The organism is Acinetobacter sp. YH01024 (genome assembly GCF_013420195.1).
In the GTDB taxonomy this organism is placed as follows: Bacteria; Pseudomonadota; Gammaproteobacteria; order Pseudomonadales; family Moraxellaceae; genus Acinetobacter; species Acinetobacter amyesii.
Window position 1 is genome coordinate 21882 of the sequence record NZ_VOYQ01000029.1, and the last position, 20318, is coordinate 42199.

Consider the following 20318-nt stretch of genomic DNA (forward strand, 5'->3'; position numbering starts at 1 on the left):
GAATGTATCGTGCGTTTAAAAATCGCGAAAGAAAGCTTACTGAATGTTCTATCACATGTCGTAGGAGCGGTTGAGCGTCGCCATACCTTAAATATTTTATCCAATGTAAAAGTACAAGTAACAGAGCAAGCTTTGACCATTACTGGTTCAGATCTTGAAGTGGAACTGGTTGCAAGCACACCACTTACTGAAGGTGCATGTTTACAAGCAGGGGTGACGACTGTTCCTGCACGTAAATTGATGGATATCTGTAAATCATTACCGTCAGCGGCATTGATTGATTTGCAAATTACTGAAGATCAACGTTGTATTTTAAAATCTGGAAACAGTCGTTTTGTATTGGGTACTTTGCCTGCAGAAGACTATCCATTATTAACCACTGAAAATACTCAAGGCACTCAAGTCGGTGTGACTCAGCGTGAGTTAAAGCGTTTATTTGAGAAAACATCTTTTGCCATGGCGGTTCAAGATGTGCGTTTCTATTTGACAGGTACTTTGCTTGAAATTGATGAAAATCAATTGCGTGCAGTAACGACCGATGGTCATCGTTTAGCAATGTGTGAAACAGCTGCAAGCTCGAATGCGACACAAGCAATGCAAGCGATTGTTCCACGTAAAGCCGTAGGTGAATTGCAGCGTCTATTGAGTGTTGAAGACGAGCAATTATCGTTGTTGATTGGTCGTGAATTATTAAATGTAACGATTACCATTGCCAGCCGTGATAAAGAGCAGGGTGATATAACCGTACGTTTCACCACAAAATTGATCGATGGTAAATTCCCAGACTACCGCCGTGTGATTCCACGTGGTGGCGATAAAAACGTGCGCATTGCACATGATGTATTTAAACAATCACTGCAACGTGTAGCGATTTTAAGTAATGAAAAATTGCGCGGCGTATTCTTGAAGTTTGATGCGGATACTTTACAACTGCGTGCCAATAACCCTGAGCAGGATGAAGCTATCGAAGATCTCGCGATTCAATATGCTGATGCACCGATGGAAATGTCATTCAATGCACAATACTTATTGGAAGTTCTGAATGTATTGGATGGTGATGATGTTGCAATGACCATGACAGAAGCCAACCAGTCTGTATTGGTACAAGATCCACAACAACAAGATCAAACCTATGTTGTGATGCCAATGCGTGTTTAATTCGGACTGACGTCTCAATTATTATGCATATCACGCGTTTACATGTAGAACGTGTTCGAAATTTAAAGACGGTTGCACTCTCTGGGTTGCAGCCGTTTAATGTCTTTTATGGGCAAAATGGTTCAGGTAAAACTTCTGTATTAGAAGCAGTACATTTGCTGGCAACTGGACGTTCTTTTCGAACCCATATTCCGAAAAACTATATTCAAAATAATAGCCCTGACGCTGTCGTCTTTGCGCAGTCTGCAACAGACCGCATTGGTATGCAAAAAATGCAGTCGGGTGAGCAAGTGATTAAAGTTAATGGCGACCTTGTGGGGACACAAGGGCAGTTGGCCAAGATTTTACCGCTACAACTCATCGATCCACAAAGTACCGATATTATTGATCATGGTGCGAAGCCACGACGTCAACTTTTAGATTGGTTGATGTTCCACGTGGAACCGGAGTTTTACCATGCATGGCAATATTATGCACGGGCATTAAAACAGCGGAATAGTTTGCTGAAATCACGACGTCATTTGAGTCTTTCTGACTTAGAACCGTGGAACAAAATGCTCAGCGATTATGGTGAGATATTACATAGTCTGCGCAGTAATGTGGTGGAACAGTGGACTCGATATTTCCAACAAGATCTTAAAGCCTTATTGCCTCATTTAACAGTGACATTGGAATATAGTGCAGGCTTTCATGCTGAAACAGGACTGCTGAATGATCTGACCAATCAGCACTTTAAAGACTGCGAACGTGGCTATACCGAGTATGGTCCGCACCGTGCAGATTTAAGGTTAAAAACCGCTATGGGGGATGCAGATGTTGTGCTCTCTCGTGGGCAAAAAAAGTTATTGATCATGGCGTTAAAACTGTCACAGATTGCAATGCTACATGCTTGTAATAAGGAAACTGTGGTATTATTAGATGATCTGACAGCAGAATTAGATTTAACCGCACAACAGCGTTTAATTGAGCGTTTAAGCCATCTTGGTAGTCAAGTTTTTATTACCACTTTAGACCATGATTCAGTGCAAAAACACTTACATGATTTATCTATTTCTTATCAATTATTCAAAGTTGAAAATGGTACGGTGCAGGCTGTTGTGCAATGAAATACCACCTTTGGATAGACCTATTTTTCACTAGGGAGAAACCATGAGTTCAGAAGATCAAGCTGCTTCTCAAACAGAACAAACCATAGAAAAAGCTTATGATTCCTCTAGCATCAAAGTATTACGTGGTCTAGACGCTGTACGTAAGCGTCCGGGCATGTATATTGGTGATACTGACGATGGTACTGGCCTACACCACATGGTGTTTGAAGTTGTCGATAACTCAATTGATGAAGCGTTGGCAGGTCATTGTGACGAGATCAATGTAACCATTCATGAAGATGAATCTGTAAGCGTATCGGATAATGGCCGTGGTATTCCTACCGACATTCACCCAGAAGAAGGTGTTTCTGCAGCAGAAGTGATTTTGACGATTCTGCATGCGGGCGGTAAATTTGACGATAACAGCTATAAAGTTTCAGGCGGTCTACACGGTGTAGGTGTATCCGTGGTGAATGCGCTTTCAAGCAAGCTCGAATTAACCATTCATCGTGCGGGTCAAATTCACCAGCAAGAATATAAACACGGTGATGCCGTGTATCCACTAAAAGTGGTAGGTGAGACAGATCGTACAGGTACACGTGTACGTTTCTGGCCAAGTGCTGAAACCTTTAGTCAAACGATTTTTAATGTCGATATTTTGGCACGTCGTTTACGTGAATTATCGTTCCTGAATGCAGGTGTACGGATTGTTCTACGTGATGAACGTATCAATTTAGAGCACATTTATGACTATGAAGGTGGTTTGTCTGAGTTTGTGAAATATATCAACCAAGGCAAAACCCATCTGAACGAGATCTTCCATTTCACCACACAAGCGGATAATGGCATTGGTGTAGAAGTTGCATTGCAGTGGAATGATTCTTATCAGGAAAATGTTCGTTGCTTTACCAACAACATTCCACAAAAAGATGGTGGCACGCATTTAGCGGGTTTCCGTGCTGCATTAACCCGTGGCTTAAACAGCTACATGGAAAACGAAAACTTACTCAAAAAAGAGAAAGTGGCGGTTTCTGGTGATGATGCACGTGAAGGTTTAACTGCGATTGTTTCGGTGAAAGTGCCTGATCCAAAATTCTCTTCGCAAACCAAAGAAAAATTGGTGTCGAGCGAAGTGAAAACTGCGGTTGAACAAGCCATGAATAAATCGTTCTCTGAATATCTTTTAGAGAATCCACAAGCTGCTAAATCGATTGCAGGCAAAATTATTGATGCAGCACGTGCGCGTGATGCAGCGCGTAAAGCACGTGAAATGACTCGTCGTAAGAGTGCGCTTGATATTGCAGGCCTGCCAGGTAAATTGGCCGATTGTCAGGAAAAAGATCCTGCATTGTCTGAACTTTACTTAGTCGAAGGTGACTCTGCGGGCGGTTCTGCAAAACAGGGCCGTAACCGTAAGATGCAAGCGATTTTGCCGCTGAAAGGTAAAATCCTCAACGTGGAACGTGCACGTTTTGACAAGATGATTTCTTCACAAGAAGTGGGAACACTGATTACTGCTTTAGGTTGTGGTATTGGCCGTGAGGAATATAACCCAGACAAACTACGTTATCACAAAATCATCATCATGACCGATGCTGACGTCGATGGTTCGCACATTCGTACGCTACTGTTGACCTTCTTCTTCCGTCAAATGCCAGAACTTGTGGAACGTGGATATATTTATATTGCACAGCCACCGTTGTATAAGCTGAAAAAAGGCAAGCAAGAACAGTACATCAAAGATAATGATGCGCTTGAGACTTACCTGATTTCAAATGCAATTGATGAGCTTGAATTACACATCAGTGCAGAAGCACCAGCCATTCGTGGTGAGGCTTTAGCGGGTGTGATTGCGGATTATCAAACCTCTCAAAAGAGCTTGCATCGTCTGACTGTACGTTATCCTGCAAGTGTGTTGGATGGTTTATTGGCAGTAGAAGGCTTTAAGTTAGATCACGCAAATAACCAAGACTATGTACAGACTTGGGGTGAGCAACTACGTGCCAATATTGAGAAAACTCAACCTAGCTTACGTCCTGAATTAAGCTTAGAAACTTTTGAGCATGAAGATACCGAAGGCAATAAGTCAGCGACCTATTTCCCGCGTATTACCATCTATGTTCATAACTTACCGCACCAATACTTGTTAGATTCAGGTCTATTGGGTTCAGGTGAATATGCACGTTTACTCAAAAATTCGAAGAGTTGGTTCACCTTATTGGAAGAAGGTGCTTACCTACAAAAAGGTGAGCGCAAAATTCCAGTAAATAGCTTCCATCAGGTTTGGCAAAACATCCTACAAGACTCACGCCGTGGCATGATGATTCAGCGCTATAAAGGTTTGGGTGAGATGAATGCTGAACAGCTTTGGGAAACCACAATGGATCCTGAGAACCGTAACATGCTGCAAGTAACGGTACAGGATGCGATTGAAGCTGATCGTATGTTCTCTTGTTTGATGGGTGATGATGTGGAACCACGTCGTGCTTTCATTGAAGAAAATGCGTTAAATGCGGATATTGATGCCTAAATTCTGATTACAGAATCATTCAAAAAAGCACTCTTTGGAGTGCTTTTTTTTGTGCTATCTTAAATAAAATTGAATATTAAATCACCAATTTGTGTTTTATAAAATTGACTTATTCTGATGCTAAGCTCAAATCAAATTGAACTTAGCAGCTAAAAATAAGAGGTCTATATATGATGGACAATCAACTTGAACACATTCGTGACATCTGGGTAAATGCATTTTTTACCGGAAATTATACCGTTCTTGCCGAATACGAAGATGAGCACTTTAAGGTGGTTTATGAGCAAGACGGGCGTGTCGAAAGTAATTATATCCGCTATGAACGTATTGCACATGCAGTGAAAAATGGGGTTTGGAAACCACAAAAACCAGACGTAGAATTTGAAGAATATGAGTTTAATCGTGACCAAACTGAGTGCAAAATTTTAATTGGTTTAGCTGAAACACAGCAGCAAATACAGGAAATCTGGCATTTTGATCAAACCTGGAAAATACAAGAATTACGCTTTTTAAAGGCAAAAAAAGTCCATCCTTCTGCCTTATCTTAAACAATAAAAAGTTTAAATTGATGTAGTCAGTGGAGATAAAATGCATCCATCTTATAAATGTGGGTAAGTTTTGTGAATTTTCACATTTAATAGTGTTCAACATCAAAGTCATTTATAATTGTGGATAATATCATTTAAAAATATTTATCCACAAAAAAGGTGGTTCGATATTTTGAATTTAAAAAATAAAAATGAATTTAAAACCAAGATTTGAATTTAAAAATGGCTTTTATGGATAACTATGGCAATGAGTTTGATGTGAAGTATATTTTTTGAATTCATTTACAAAGTTAGGGTAAAAGCGATCGCTGAATTTTTAGATTCTTTCCGAATAGAAATGCCTTAACGATGCAATAACCAGTTGGATATGAACATTCGATTTTTTAAATATTTTTTAGATTTATAGTGTGATTATTATTGTGAAGTATAAATAAAAAATCGCCGTGGAACATTTAAATTTCACGGCGATTGATTTTTTGAGCTTAAGTTAGGTTTTCTTAATAATGCAAATCTAGGGTTTTGCTTTTTAAATTAAGCCTCAAAACTACTTTCCATTTCTTCTAATTCCATCATTAATTCAAGCATTTGCTCTTCGACAGATTCAAGTTTGGCTTTTAATTCTGTTTGCTCATTCATCAGTTTGAGTAAGTCATCTTTACGACTGGCTTCATATAAAGCACTGTCTGCTAATAATTCCTCGATTTCGTTTAAGCGTGGCTGAATTTTGCTGATTTGCGCTTCATTTTTTTCAATGTTTTTACGAATCGGGCGGGTCAATTCACGCTGACGTGCAGCTTCTTTACGTTGCGCTTCTTTATCGACTTTGGAAATCGTCGGTTTAGTTTCAACTTGAGATTTGATGGGAGTCGGGGCTTGTTGACTATTTTTCATCATGTCGATCCGTGCTTGACGCAGCCAATCGGCATAAGCCACGAGGTCACCATCAAATTCGCGACATTTCCCATGATGTACCAATAATAATTCGTCACAAACACTGGCAATCAATTGACGTTCATGCGAAACCAAAACCACAGCGCCTTCAAAGTCTTGTAATGCCATAGTTAGCGCATGACGCATATCAAGGTCTAAATGGTTGGTCGGTTCATCTAGAATTAAAACATTGGGGCGCTGCCAAACAATCAAAGCCAAAGCCAATCGTGCTCGTTCACCGCCTGAAAATCCTTCACTTGGCGTATCCATGCGTTCGCCACTAAAACCAAAGCTACCTAAGAATGAACGTAATGCCGCTTCACTGATTTTTTTGTCAGCGATTCGAGATAATTGCAACATTGGGCTGGCATTGCCATCTAGAGCATCCATTTGATGCTGTGCAAAATAGCCAATATTCAACAGTTCCGAGGCTTTGCGTGTCCCTTGTAATAAGGGAAGATCACCAACCAAGGATTTAATTAAGGTTGATTTACCAGCACCATTCATTCCCAGTAAACCAATACGACTGTTTGGGGTAATCTGTAAATTCACATTGGTGGCAATCAGTTTGTCACCATAGCCAATGTCGACATGTTCCATTTGTAACAGTGGTGAGCTCATTTTGGTTGGCTCACGGAAACTAAAGGTAAATGGCGTATCGACATGCGCGGCAGAAAGTTCCTGCATGCGTTCTAATTGTTTAATACGACTTTGCGCCTGCTTAGCTTTAGTCGCTTTAGCTTTAAAACGGTCAATAAATTTTTGGAGATGTGCACGGGTTTCAAGTTGTTTTTCATAGACTTGTTGTTGTTGTGCCAAGCGCTCAGAACGGGTGCGTTCAAAGGTTGAATAGTTGCCGGTGTAAAGCGTCAGCTCTTGATTTTCGATATGTAAAATATGATCAGTCACCGCATCTAAGAAATCACGGTCATGTGAAATCAAGATCAGTGTGCCTTCATAAGCTTTTAACCAATCTTCTAACCACAAAATCGCATCTAAGTCTAAGTGGTTGGTTGGTTCATCGAGTAATAATAGGTCAGAACGGCTCATCAGGGTACGCGCAAGGTTTAAACGCATACGCCAACCACCAGAAAAGCTTGAAACATTGAGTTGGGACTGATGTTCAAAGAAACCCAGGCCGGCCATCAGTTGTGAGGCTTTTGATGGAGCTGTATAGCCATGGATTTCATCAAATCGGCCATATAAGTGTGCCAGCGCTTCATTGTCTAATTGTTCTGGATGTTCAAGTTTATGTTGTATATCCCAATATTCTTCATCGCCTGATAGAACGAAATCAATCGCTTTCATATCCAACGCTTTGATTTCTTGCGCCATATGCGCGACGGTCCATACTGCAGGACGTGTTAATGAACCACCATCAGATTCCATTCCACCTAAAAGCGCAGAAAAAAGAGTCGATTTACCCGCACCATTTACACCAGTTAAGCCGATTTTCCAGCCTGGATGCAATTGCATAGATGCTTTTTGAAATAAAACACGCCCACCGCGACGAATGGAAAGTTGGTCTAACTGAATCATGGAACTAACTAAACAAGAAGAATGTGGGGCTATTCTAATGGATGGCTTTGCAAAAGAAAAAACAAAGCATCGCAACCATCTGAAAAAATGTGACAGATTCCACGTATTTAGGTATATTGAACGGGCTTTAGTATTAAAAAAATATTTCAAGTTGTTGTTTTAAATGGATTAATAAAACATATTGGAAATATAAGAAATGAGAAAAGGAATTTTAATTTTATCGCTTCTTTCAGGTGTGATGTCTGCACAAAGCTATGCCAATCAGAAGGTTTGTGTGTTCGATTTACTTGGAAAAGCGGGGGAATCTTATAAGCTAATGGAAGAGTGGTCTCTGGCCAGTAAGGCATGGGGAGCACAAGTTCAACTGATTTCATATCAAGATGAATCCAAAGTCGATAAAGATTTTAAAGAAGGGAAATGTGACGCATTTTATATGACCTCGATGCGGGCACGTGCGTATAACAAATTTGCTGGTTCGATTGATGCCATTGGCGGTGTACCGAACAATACCATCGCACAAAAAGCCATTACCTATGTCTTAGATAAGCGGAACAGTAAGCGACTGATTACCAATTCAGGTAAAGATAGTTATGAAGTGGCAGGGATTGGGCAAATTGGTTCAGCCTATATTTTTGTCCGTGATCGCAATATCAATAATTTAGAAAAAGCTGAAGGTAAAAAATTTGCCATTTTGCATTATGACTATGCGCAAAAAGAGATGGTCGACCGTGTCGGCGCTGTGCCAGTCATGTCGGAAATTTCCAATTTTATTCGCAAATTTAATCAGGCCGAAGTTGAAATTGTGGCTGCGCCGGCTTATGCCTTTAAGCCACTCGAAATTTCAAAAGGCTTAGGCACTACTGGGGCGATGGTTAATTTTCCTGTGGTGAATGTCACGGCAGACCTGATTATTCGTAACAATAAATTCCCAGATTGTTTTGCTGAACCCTCTCGGCAATGGTTCGTTAAACAATTACCGAAAAGTTTTGCCATGGTAAAACGCATGGAAGCTGAAATTCCTGCCAAATATAAGATGAATCTCAGCAAAGATGATCAGTTGAAATATCAGAAAATTTTGCGTGAAGGACGGATGGATTTAACCAAACAAGGAATCTACGACTCCACCATGATGACGGTACTGAAAAAAGCACGTTGTACGATTGAGCGAACCAATTTTGAGTGTTCAGTGGCGGGTGAATAAGCTTTTTTCTGTATTTCTTTGTAAAGTTTCATAAAAAGGCTGTAAATGCAAAAAGCCTTTTTTGCATACAACATGATGATTATATTTATAATTTTGCCTTAAATAAAAAAGTGATATTAATCACAAAAAAACAGAATGTGCCAAAATGACATAAATAAATGGAGTAAATGCTCTATTTTTTTTAAATTAACTTGCTTAATATCGGCGTTGTGTAAGGACACCTCTGAACCATAAAAAGATTTGAAAGGAAAATAGAATGAAAAAAACGCTCCTATCATTGGCTACATTTGCTGCAATTGGCTTTGCTGGTTCAGCTCAGGCAGCAAAAGTAGATATCTGTGTATTTGACTTACTGGGTAAGTCAGGTGAGTCATACCAAATGGCTCAGGAATGGGCGCTTGCAGCAAAAGGCTGGGGTGCTGAAATTAACTTAATTCCGCGTCAAGATGAAGCAGTAGCCGACAATGATTTTAAAGCGGGTAAATGTGATGGCGTATTTATGACGGCAATGCGTGCTCGTCAATACAATAAATTTGCAGGTTCGATTGATGCGCTTGGTGGCGCACCGAGCAATGCAATTGCGCAACGTGCGATTACCTTTGCATTAGACCAACGTAATGCTGCAAAAATGGTCAGCAACCTAGGTGGTAAGAAATACGAAGTGGCGGGTATTGCTCCACTGGGTTCAGCATTCATCTTTGTCAAAGACAAAAAAATTGACTCAATTGAAAAAGCAGCAGGTAAAAAGTTTGCAGTATTAGGCTATGACGAAGCACAAAAAATTATGGTGCAACGTGTCGGCGCTCAAGCTGTGGTTTCAGATGTATCTAACTTTGTGGCGAAGTTTAATAATGGTCAGGTCGATATGGTGGGTGCGCCTGCGTATGCCTACAAACCATTAGAGATTTATAAGGGTTTAGGTACCAATGGTGCGATGTTTAACTTCCCAGTTTTACAAGTGACCGCGGACTTTATTATTCGTCCTGATCAGTTCCCAGCAGGCTTTGGTCAAAAATCTCGTGATTGGTTTGTGAAACATTTACCGAAGAGTATTGCGATGATTAACCGTTTAGAGGCGGGTATTCCTGCGAAATATAAACTTAACTTAAGTGCAGAAGATAAAACCAAATATCAAAAATTATTGCGTGAAGGTCGTATGGATATGACGAAACGTGGCATTTATGATGCGGGCATGATGTCAGTATTGAAAAAGGCACGTTGTTCTGTCGATAAAGCCAATTTTGAATGTTCACTTAGCGGCGAATAAACTGATATTTAAAGAAAAAAGCCTGGATTTATCCGGGCTTTTTTTCGCAAATGCATAGGTCATTTTCGCCATTGAGTCAGCAAAATATTCAGGTAATCTAAATTGAAATCGAGGGCTGTGAGTATATTTAGTCATACTCCGCATGACCCAAAAATCAAAAAATGGTTAAAACAAAAACAGTAAAAAACAAGGAAAGTCAGTATGAAACAATGGACAAAGGCATTGAGTATTGCTGCTGCGTTAATGGCGGTGAATGGCGTAGCTCAAGCAAAGCAAGTGGTGTGTGTATTTGATTTGGTTGGTAAAAATGGTGATGTTTTTACCCTGATGAGAGATTACCAATTGGCGGCAAAAAACTGGGGCGCAGACATTGAGCTCCGCGTCGGTCAAAATGAAGCGGTGATTGCGGAAGACTTTAAAGCGGGGAAATGTGATGGGATCAGCGTCACCGGTATGCGTGGCCGCCAATTCAACAATTTTACCGGTTCTTTAGATGCCATTGGTGCAATTCCAGATTTAAAATTGGCCGTAAAAATTATGCAAGGCCTTGCGAGTCCAACGTTTGCTAAAAGCATGGTCAATAGTAAATATGAAGTGGCAGGTGTGATACCTGTTGGTGATGCCTACCTGTTGGTGAATGATCGTAGTATCAATACTGTCGCTAAAGCAGCAGGTAAAAAAATTGCGGTGCTTGATTATGATGAAGCGCAGAAAATTATGGTGCAGCAGGTCGGGGCTCAAGCGGTCAGTGCCGATGTAACCAATTTTGGCGCTAAATTTAACAATGGTCAGGTGGATATTATTGGTGCTCCTGCAGCTGTGTTCAAACCATTAGAATTACACAAAGGTTTAGGCAGCAAAGGCGCAATCGTCAATTATCCAATTTTACAAGTCACGGGAAATATCATTATTCGCCCAGATAAATTCCCAGCAGGTTATGGGCAAAAATCACGTGATTGGGTCAAAACACAATTACCTCGTGCATTCACGATTTTAGGCAAAATGAAGTCAGAAATTCCAGCTAAATATTGGATGGATGTTCCCACTGCAGACAAAGCTGGTTATCAAAAAATGATGCGTGAAGCGCGTATTGATTTGACTAAACGTGGTATCTACGACAAGCGAATGATGAAATTATTATGGCAATTCCGCTGTAAACAAGACCCGAAAAACTTCGAATGCGCATTACAGGAAGAAAACTATAAATAAGTTTTAAATGAATCTTGAGAAAAATACTCTGATTTAACTTTAAACTGTGAAGACTGACCATATATTGAGTATGTTATACTTGAAATATGGTCTTTTCTTTTTAAAGACACCCCAATGACTCAGAGGAATCCATCATGAATGCTCAAGCACTTGTGCTGACTGACAATGCTGCCAATAAAGTACGCCAATTGCGTGACAGTGAAGGTAATCAAGACCTCATGTTACGTGTATATGTGACTGGTGGTGGTTGTTCAGGTTTCTCATATGGATTTAATTTTGCAGAAAGCCAAAACGAAGATGATGCTGAATTTATCAATGAAGACGTGAAAATGTTGGTTGATTCACTTAGTTATCAATATTTAGTTGGTTCAACAGTCGATTATATTGAAGGTCTTGAAGGTTCTCGTTTTGTGGTACAAAACCCGAATGCGACAACCACGTGTGGATGTGGATCTTCATTCTCGATCTAATCACGATGATGAATTGAGCCATAAAAAAGCCCTCATTTTGAGGGCTTTTATAATGTTTAAAATCGATATTAGGCTTCAAATTTTAGCGCTTCTAACAGATCTAAAATCACTGTGGTCACGTCTTGACTCAATTGATAATTATTAAAAATTTCATAAGCCGTAATGGTGATATCGGTATCACTCGGAAGCAGGCGTTGTTCTTCTTCGATGAGGTCACGGATCGGCAATAGGGTTTGTTTGACTTGTAAATGCAAGACATCTTTAAACTCAAGATTTTCGTCTTCGAGTTCGATGAGTTGCTCATTAAAAAATGGTAAAAGTACTGCATGGAGATAAGGTTGAATTTCGGTAATATCAAAAAGTTCAATATCACGGGTTTGTTCAATCGTGCTGATGTGGTCATTCACTTCAATTAAGATATGGTAGTAACTCACATTGCTCTCCACGGAAGATGTCATTGATATAAGGAAATTATTGCATATCAACAATAACATGAAATGCTGATTTTTGTTGGTGAATCCTGCAATATCCTTATAAATTGTATGGTTTTTTATGATCAGGGCACACTAGCGATAATACAGTAAGCTTTGGTCTGCTGGCATCAGTTTAAAGTTTTCTAATTGTTGCGCGCCCAAGATTGGGTACATTAATGCAGTAGGGTCATTATGGTGAGATAAGCCGAGAGCATGTCCGAGTTCGTGGGCAAGGGTAAGGCGTAAATCATCTTCGGCATCAAATTGATAAATCTGAATCTGATCGCCCATAAAGACACCTTTATGAAACTCTCGAGCAGGAAAGCGCTGACTGGCTTGTATCACGCCTGCATTATATTGATCGATTTGCTGGTTATAGCTTAAGACTTGTTGGTTAAATTGATCATTTTGCTGATTAAATCGATCTATTTCTTGGTCTAATTGCATCGCTTGTGCTTTAACTTGCTCAAGTTCTCTTTCAACGCGTTGCATATTGGGGCCTTGTGCATGCTCTATTCGACTCCAATTCATACGTTCTTGCGACAGCTGTGCGATTTCCGCACGAATCATGGCTTGTTTTGATCGGAGCTGTTGCTCATTCATCTCCAGACCTTTTCTCGAATTTGCTAAGTTCTCGGCATATAAATCATTACGGGCTTTATCTGCGGCTAAGGTCTTTTGGACTTGCTTATAGGCATTGTATTGTTCTTGGCGATCATCATAAATTAGATGGATCGCCAGTTGTGCATTTGGGTCATAGATAAATAACGGTTTGAGTGTCCCTTTATGCCATATCTCTGCGGCTTCTTGGCTAAGTTGAATGACTTGTTGCTGGCTTAATCCAAAACGCGGATCTACATCAGCAACCCGATAACGCAGTCGGGTATCGAGAGGGTGTAAAAGTCGATCTGAAATTGAATTAAATTTCAGTTGAGGATGCTGCTTGGTTTGATAGATCCACCAAGTACTCAAAACGATGACAACAATAATTAAAATCAAACGCATAGCGTCGCAAAACTTGATTATTTTGCATTAATTTAACTGAAATTTAGCGCTATGCAAATCTAAGTTTAGATTGATAGTGAGTCGAGAAGAATGTGGCTGTTTGAACGTTTGCGTGTTATTTGAATATTGCCTGATGCAGATAAAATCATCCACAAAAAAAACCGCGCTTTCGCGCGGTCTTTTTGAGCTTTGAAAGACTCAGTTAAAGCGACAAATTATTTTTTGTCATCTTTCACTTCAGTGAACTCAGCATCTACAACGCCGTCATCTGCTTTTTGAGCTTGACCTTCAGCGCCTTGGAAAGCGTTAGGATCAAAACCTTCAGCACCGCCTTGACCTTGTGCAGCTTCATAAGCACGTTGAGTGATCGGCATAATGATGTTTTGAAGTGCTTCAGTTTTCGCTTTGATTGCATCTACATCGTTTTCTTTAGTTGCTGCTTCGAGCTCAGCTACAGCAGCATCGATTGCAGATTTCTCATCAGCAGTTACCTGTTCGCCAAGATCTTTTACTGCTTTTTGAGCAGAAGAAACAAGTGCATCAGCTTCGTTACGTGCTTTCGCTAATTCTTCAAATTTACGATCTTCTTCAGCATTCGCTTCAGCATCTTTGATCATCGCTTCAATTTCAGCATCGCTCAAACCAGAGTTAGCTTTAATTTGAATTGATTGCTCTTTACCTGTGCTCTTATCTTTTGCAGATACTTTCAAGATACCATCAGCGTTGATGTCAAATGATACTTCAATTTGTGGTACACCACGTGGAGCAGGTGGAATATCGCCCAATTGGAAGTTACCCAACAATTTGTTTTGTTGAGCCATTTTACGTTCACCTTGGTAAACTGAAATGTCTACAGCTGGTTGGTTGTCTGCAGCAGTTGAGAACACTTGAGATTTCTTCGCAGGAATCGTCGTGTTTTTCTCAATGATCGCTGTTAACACGCCACCCATTGTTTCAATACCAAGTGTAAGCGGAGTTACGTCAAGAAGAAGTACGTCAGTTTTATCACCTGAAAGTACTGCACCTTGAATCGCAGCACCCATCGCTACAGCTTCATCTGGGTTCACGTCTTTACGTGGCTCACGGCCGAAGAACTCTTGTACTTTTTGTTGTACAAGTGGCATACGAGACTGACCACCCACCAAGATTACGTCAGAGATGTCAGAGGTTGAAAGACCTGCATCTTTAAGTGCAATCTTACATGGCTCAATCGTACGAGCAACCAATTCAGCAACTAAACCTTCAAGTTTAGAGCGAGTCACGTTGATCACTAAGTGTTTAGGACCAGTCGCATCTGCTGTGATGTATGGAAGGTTGATTTCTGTTGCATTCGAAGAAGAAAGCTCGATTTTTGCTTTTTCAGCAGCTTCTTTTAAACGTTGAAGTGCAAGCGGATCTTGTTTCAAGTTTACGCTTTGTTCTTTCTTGAACTCTTCAACCAAGTATTCAATTAATGCATTATCGAAGTCTTCACCACCAAGGAATGTATCACCGTTTGTAGACAATACTTCGATTTGTTGGTCGCCATCAAGGTCAGCGATTTCAATGATTGATACGTCGAAAGTACCACCACCTAAGTCGTAAACCGCAACTTTACGGTCACCTTCTTTTTTGTCCATACCGAACGCAAGTGCAGCAGCCGTTGGTTCGTTGATGATACGTTTAACATCTAAACCAGCAATTTTACCTGCATCTTTAGTCGCTTGACGTTGAGCATCGTTAAAGTACGCAGGAACAGTAATTACCGCTTCAGTTACTGTTTCACCAAGGTAGTCTTCAGCTGTTTTTTTCATCTTTTTCAAGATTTCAGCAGAGATTTGTTGTGGTGCAAGTTTCTTGTCGTTTACATCAACCCAAGCATCGCCATTGTCAGCTTTGATGATTTTGTAAGGTACAAGACCGATATCTTTTTGCACAGCTTGGTCTTGGTACTTACGACCGATCAAACGTTTGATTGCAAATAAAGTGTTTTTAGGGTTAGTCACTGCTTGACGTTTAGCAGATTGACCGACAAGGATCTCGCCATCTTTATACGCAATAATAGATGGAGTTGTACGAGCGCCTTCAGCGTTGTCGATTACTTTTACTTTGTCGCCTTCAAGTACTGCTACGCAAGAGTTTGTAGTACCTAAGTCAATACCAATGATTTTCGCCATTTGGATGTTTCCTCTAAAATTCTTTTATTCCCAAACTCTTCCCTTTCTCAAAGGGAAATAAAAAGGGATTTACTTGTTATCCGATATGAGAGCCAATCAAAAATTTTCAAGTAATATTGGTTAAAATTTTTAATTCGTCTCAGAAAATTTGGGTTTATGCACCAACCATAACCATAGCTGGACGTAATAGACGACCGTTTAAGCTATAGCCTTTTTGCAATACTGTCCCGATTTCATTCGATTTGGCATTTGGATCGATGCCCACAGCTTGGTGAAGATCTGCATTGAAACCATTTGCAGTATCCACAGCAACCACACCAAATTTTTCTAAAGTGCTGAGCAATGATTTCAGTGTAAGTTCTACACCTTCAGATAAACCTGATTTTTCATCACCTGCCGCAGCAATCGCGCGTTCAAGGTTATCAACTGACTCAAGCAATTGTTTTGCAAATTTTTCCAGCACAGTATCTTTATGTTTTTCAGATTCGCGTTGAATACGCTCTACACTTTTTTGCGCTTCATATACGGCATTTGCAGTACGTGCTTTTTCAAGTTTTAAGCTTTCTTCTAAATTGGTGATTTGTGCTTGTAAATCTTCAACTGAAACTTCAGCTTGCTCGTTTTCAGCTTGAGTTTGCTGTTCTGCTTGCTCTTGTTGAAGATCTTGAGCGTCTTGGTTTTGCTCAGTCGCCATTGATTTACTCCGTTTAAATGGGTTCTTAAACATGTTCAGTCCTTATAGCTGTGCGTTCAAACGACATCGATGCGCAACTGCCATGCGTTTTGAATTCATGATTAATAGAAGAAATCGGGGCGGGGGATAAAAATTCAAGCGAAGTCAGCGATTAAATGCAGTTTTTTATTCAAAAAAACGGTTTTTCAGCCAAATATCGACTGCAAAATTATATTCTGTAAAAATATAAATTATTGATTTGAATGTATAATCATGTTTTGATCGGATTTATAGATTTTTATCATAAATTTTAACGGTTTCTCTTTGTACCTGAAAATTTGCATAATTTATCTATCGGAAGTGACCATATCCACTGGAGAGAGGGATATGGTGACTACCTCTAGATTTTAGAAACACTTTTCCATGCTGATTTCCCAAGAATCAGCATTTTTTTTGCCTCAAAAATGCTGGTTAATATTTATACATAAAAACTCTTAGTATCAGTTTTATTAAATATTTCACAAAAAATGATCAGCACAGTATTCTTTGTTTCAGATTCTATCGCTGTAGTTTCTTAATTTATTTCAAATGTGTTTTTCATGGCCTGCTTCTCTCATAAGCAGGCTTTTTTTTGCATGAAATTTATAAAAACAGCCACTTAAGTAACTGAGCTGCAAGTTTTGTTGGACTTTGTTGTATTAAAAATCTGAAATTAGGTCTTATTCAAAACGATTTATATTTATTTTATTAATAAAAAACAAAGGACTTGAGTTAAATAAATGATGTAAAGTCTAAAAATAAAAGAAAATTGCCTGATTAATAAAACATTTCATAAGCTGTACCGTGCCTCGTACAAAGTACAACTTAGAAGGTGGGAACTTCACAGAATTATTTTCCATTATGACTCGGGCAAAGTTGAGCTTTGCTTTTAATGATTCAATGAAGGAAATAATGAAGATGAAAAAAATTGGTTTATTCACTGTCGCAGTTTTAGGTTTTGGTTTAGCTGCGGTAGGTTGTACTTCTCAAGAAACTGTAGAATCTCCAGAAACTGCACAAGTAACATCTGCAACTGAAGCATCTGTTACGACAGAACAATCGGGTGCTGTGGTTCAAGCAGATCCATCAGCGCAAGGTGCTGAAGTTCAATCTGCACCTGCACCACAACCTACAGTTCAGCAATAAGATTGTTTAATGATTTCTGACCTGTAACAACAGGCTGTCAAGAATAGACAGAAGATAGGATGCCTCTTCTGTCTATTTTCATTTCTATTGCTTTTTTATTACCTTTTCTATTTTTAGCGAGCAAAAAAAAAGCCCATCATGTAGATGAGCTTTTTACTTTTAACTAATCTGCAAAAACATCAATTAACGGCGATTTTCCCATGCGCGACGACGTTCTTCAGCCGCTTTACGTTGTTGATCTGATACCTTTCTTAAATCTTGAATATTCTTTTTGCGCTCTTGCTCAGTTTGTTTTCTACGATCTTGACTGGCTTTACGGCGTTGTTCTTCTAAACGCTGACGCTCTTTGCTGACTTTTTGACGATCTTGTTCAGCACGTTTACGACGTTCAGCTTCAGAGTATTTACGCTGTTGTTCTAGACGTTGACGTTCGAGTTCGTTTTTACGACGATCCCACTCTTGTTGATTTTTACGATTCTGTTCCCAGTTACGCTGGTCAAGTTGCTGCTTTCTACGTTCGAGCTCTAAACGATTACGTTGTTGTTGCTGACGTTCCCATGTACGGCGGTCTTGTTCATAACGACTGTCATAACGGCGATCATAACGATTGTCATAGCGTCGATCATTATTATCATAACGGCGGTCATAACGTCCATCGTAGTAACCATCTTCAGGGAATGCTACGCAGCCTACAGCCAAAAAAGCAGTCGCAAAAGACAGAAGGATGATCTTTTTAGCCATGGTGAGTATCCTTTATCGAGAATGGGTTAGCATAATCAACCCATAAAACTTGGGTAAATTGTCAATGACAACTCTATAAAAGAAGATTAGCTTAACTAGGTCTGTACTATGTATGTCGATGTTGAGACTTATATGTGAATATGGTCACATTTGACCTAGATCATGTAGAAAGTATGAAGAGCATAATTCGAAGGATAGAGCATGTTTGCATTGAATGAATCACTTAAAAATATGAAAGATAAAGGCCAAGGTACGGCTGCTCGGTTACTTGATCGTCTTCCTAACTTTGCCAAAGAAAGCCTCGCAAAACGTCTCGATTATCCGTTTATTTTTCCAGAATTAGATCCGCTGGTGAAATGCATGATGGCGGCTCAACTCAAGCAAGGTAAGTCAGGCTTTGTGACCGAAGACTATGTGAAGTCTCGTAAATTATTTGATTTACAGATGGAGTCGATCAAGACCAAGCCGACCTTTGTGAAACAAGTGCAAGATATACGTCTACCTTTACAAAGTGCAACGCTGTTTGCGCGTCATTATCATCCTGCTCCAAATAAAAAATTACCGATGATCGTGTTTTATCATGGTGGTGGTTTTGTGGTGGGTGGTTTAGACACGCATGATGAAGTTTGTCGTTTATTGGCTGTGCATGCCAAAACACAAGTTTTAAGTATTGATTATCCTTTAACACCAGAAGCCAGCCCAGCTCAATTAATGCAAAGTTGTGAAGATGCATTGGCTTGGACTTATCAAAATAGTCGTCAGTTTAAAATTCTAAAAAATCGAATTGCGGTGGCAGGGGATAGTGCAGGCGGCAATATTGCTACTGCGGTTGCACAGCGCAGTGCTCAAAAAGTTTTTGCCCCGCAAGCTCAACTATTAATTTACCCAGTAGTGGATTTCAAGAGTCGCCACCCATCTTTCTATGCTTATAAAGATGGTCTAGTTCTGACTGAAAAAGATATTGATGTCGTAACGGCTTTATATGCAGAACAACATGCAGTGGCCTTAGATGATCCATTAATTTCACCAACCTATGGAAAATTGGCAGGTATCGCACCCGCGTATATCGTGACAGCAGGGCATGACGTTTTACATGACGAAGGTGAAATTTATTCGCATAAACTCCGTCAGCAAGGGGTGAAAGTGTTTTATCAAGAATATACCGATCAAACCCATGGCTTTATTAACTTAACCCCGGTTTCGCACCGAGCTAAAAAATACGTGATCGAGATCAGTACGAAGTTCCGTAAATTTTGGGATAAACGTAGCTAATCATTCCTTTATATAAAGTAAACCCAGTGTTTCACGTGAAACACTGGGTTTTTATTTATTGGGTTATTTATCTTGGATTTTTGCAGCAGGAAAAACGAGGCTAAATTCTGGGATATAAAAGCTTTGCAATAATCGTGCTTCAGAAAAATTTGGAAAAATGTCCTGTGTGTTGTGCCATTCTACCTGTTTCAGTTTAGAGAGCCGTCCACGAAACTTCGGTGAAAATTGATAACGCTTACCTTCCCACGCTTGTCTGATTTGCAACATCGCTGCAGGGATATGATGACTATTAATATAGAAAGAACGCTGTGAACGTGATTTTTTTAAACGGATCTGCATTTTGTGTTGTTCAACTTCTATAGTACAGACCACTTCATTGTCATGTTGTTGCCATTCAAACTTTGCCAACTCTTTAGGAATACCCCAGAGTTTTTGACCATGAATGACAGAGATATCTGTCGAAACATAAATCTTAGGAATCGAACTTAACCTTTTCTTACTCCATAAAGGGTGATCTAAAATTAGCAATTCGTCATAAGGGCCCACAGGTGAATCATGGTATCGGACCAATAACACCTGAACCACACGACCTAAAGGCGATGTCGCTAAACGGAACATCTGCGCTTGTTGGATAAAACTCGGAGAGATCCAATAATTCAAAATAAAAGCATCGCCACGCAGTTGCCAAGGCGGTAAATGTGTCAATGCAGTGTCCGACGGTATTATTTGCGTCATCATTGTTCTCGTTTTAACTAAATGTGCGGAATTCTCCATCTATAATCTGTGATTTAGATGGAGATGGATAGCACGCCTTTTCAGTCGGGTCTCTCTTGGTTTTGGATGTATTCTCGAATTACATCAATTGTCGCTCCA

17 protein-coding genes are annotated in these 20318 nt (G+C 39.8%); 10 read left to right on the plus strand and 7 right to left on the minus strand.

Annotated elements, in window-relative coordinates; all coding sequences use genetic code 11:
• Positions 1-9 precede the first annotated feature (9 nt).
• The 4 genes from dnaN to FTT88_RS12030 all read left to right on the plus strand — a co-directional run bounded on the left by dnaN (position 10) and on the right by FTT88_RS12030 (position 5324).
• Positions 10-1158, plus strand: a complete 1149-nt coding sequence (gene dnaN, locus FTT88_RS12015; protein WP_078189507.1) for a DNA polymerase III subunit beta — start codon at positions 10-12, stop codon at positions 1156-1158.
• Between the two features lie 23 nt (positions 1159-1181).
• Positions 1182-2264: a DNA replication/repair protein RecF gene (gene recF, locus FTT88_RS12020; RefSeq protein ID WP_180173944.1), complete on the plus strand. Its 1083-nt coding sequence runs from the start codon at positions 1182-1184 to the stop codon at positions 2262-2264.
• 43 nt (positions 2265-2307) lie between these two features.
• Positions 2308-4776, plus strand: coding sequence for a DNA topoisomerase (ATP-hydrolyzing) subunit B (gene gyrB, locus FTT88_RS12025; RefSeq protein WP_180173945.1), 2469 nt, complete (start codon positions 2308-2310; stop codon positions 4774-4776).
• Positions 4777-4946: 170 nt separating this feature from the next.
• Entirely contained in the window at positions 4947-5324 is a 378-nt protein-coding gene (locus tag FTT88_RS12030) for a hypothetical protein (protein WP_180064144.1), read from the plus strand.
• A gap of 531 nt (positions 5325-5855) precedes the next feature.
• Here FTT88_RS12030 and FTT88_RS12035 read toward each other — a convergent pair.
• The gene (locus FTT88_RS12035) at positions 5856-7793 is read right to left on the minus strand and encodes an ATP-binding cassette domain-containing protein (protein ID WP_180173946.1); all 1938 of its coding nucleotides are present in this window, start codon (positions 7791-7793) and stop codon (positions 5856-5858) included.
• Between the two features lie 196 nt (positions 7794-7989).
• Here FTT88_RS12035 and FTT88_RS12040 point away from each other — a divergent pair, with 196 nt between their 5' ends.
• From FTT88_RS12040 to erpA, 4 genes are all read left to right on the plus strand, one after another.
• Positions 7990-8994 (plus strand): putative solute-binding protein, encoded by a 1005-nt coding sequence (locus tag FTT88_RS12040; RefSeq protein WP_180173947.1) that lies wholly within the window; start codon positions 7990-7992, stop codon positions 8992-8994.
• Between the two features lie 256 nt (positions 8995-9250).
• The gene (locus FTT88_RS12045) at positions 9251-10261 is read left to right on the plus strand and encodes a putative solute-binding protein (RefSeq protein ID WP_180005536.1); all 1011 of its coding nucleotides are present in this window, start codon (positions 9251-9253) and stop codon (positions 10259-10261) included.
• A gap of 201 nt (positions 10262-10462) precedes the next feature.
• Complete coding sequence (locus FTT88_RS12050; protein WP_180173948.1) at positions 10463-11470, plus strand: putative solute-binding protein; 1008 nt, start codon at positions 10463-10465, stop codon at positions 11468-11470.
• Between the two features lie 134 nt (positions 11471-11604).
• Complete coding sequence (erpA, locus tag FTT88_RS12055; RefSeq protein ID WP_078189499.1) at positions 11605-11940, plus strand: iron-sulfur cluster insertion protein ErpA; 336 nt, start codon at positions 11605-11607, stop codon at positions 11938-11940.
• Between the two features lie 68 nt (positions 11941-12008).
• On the opposite strand, the gene FTT88_RS12060 is transcribed toward erpA, so the two are convergent.
• The 4 genes from FTT88_RS12060 to grpE all read right to left on the minus strand — a co-directional run bounded on the left by FTT88_RS12060 (position 12009) and on the right by grpE (position 16268).
• The gene (locus tag FTT88_RS12060) at positions 12009-12386 is read right to left on the minus strand and encodes a hypothetical protein (RefSeq protein ID WP_180005534.1); all 378 of its coding nucleotides are present in this window, start codon (positions 12384-12386) and stop codon (positions 12009-12011) included.
• A gap of 120 nt (positions 12387-12506) precedes the next feature.
• Entirely contained in the window at positions 12507-13418 is a 912-nt protein-coding gene (locus FTT88_RS12065; protein WP_180173949.1) for a matrixin family metalloprotease, read from the minus strand.
• Positions 13419-13633: 215 nt separating this feature from the next.
• Positions 13634-15574: a molecular chaperone DnaK gene (dnaK, locus tag FTT88_RS12070; RefSeq protein WP_078194438.1), complete on the minus strand. Its 1941-nt coding sequence runs from the start codon at positions 15572-15574 to the stop codon at positions 13634-13636.
• A gap of 154 nt (positions 15575-15728) precedes the next feature.
• Positions 15729-16268 carry a nucleotide exchange factor GrpE gene (grpE, locus tag FTT88_RS12075; RefSeq protein WP_111885723.1) on the minus strand — a complete coding sequence of 180 codons (540 nt, stop codon included), beginning with the start codon at positions 16266-16268 and terminating at the stop codon, positions 15729-15731.
• Positions 16269-17204: 936 nt separating this feature from the next.
• Here grpE and FTT88_RS12080 point away from each other — a divergent pair.
• The gene (locus tag FTT88_RS12080; protein ID WP_257233061.1) at positions 17205-17432 is read left to right on the plus strand and encodes a hypothetical protein; all 228 of its coding nucleotides are present in this window, start codon (positions 17205-17207) and stop codon (positions 17430-17432) included.
• Positions 17433-17615: 183 nt separating this feature from the next.
• Here the strand turns inward: FTT88_RS12080 and FTT88_RS12085 are convergent, their stop codons facing one another.
• Positions 17616-18173, minus strand: coding sequence for a hypothetical protein (locus tag FTT88_RS12085; protein ID WP_180173951.1), 558 nt, complete (start codon positions 18171-18173; stop codon positions 17616-17618).
• A 201-nt stretch (positions 18174-18374) separates the two neighbouring features.
• Here FTT88_RS12085 and FTT88_RS12090 point away from each other — a divergent pair, with 201 nt between their 5' ends.
• Positions 18375-19445, plus strand: a complete 1071-nt coding sequence (locus tag FTT88_RS12090) for an alpha/beta hydrolase (protein WP_180027164.1) — start codon at positions 18375-18377, stop codon at positions 19443-19445.
• A gap of 63 nt (positions 19446-19508) precedes the next feature.
• Here the strand turns inward: FTT88_RS12090 and FTT88_RS12095 are convergent, their stop codons facing one another.
• Complete coding sequence (locus FTT88_RS12095; RefSeq protein WP_180027167.1) at positions 19509-20180, minus strand: acetoacetate decarboxylase family protein; 672 nt, start codon at positions 20178-20180, stop codon at positions 19509-19511.
• Positions 20181-20318 lie beyond the last annotated feature (138 nt).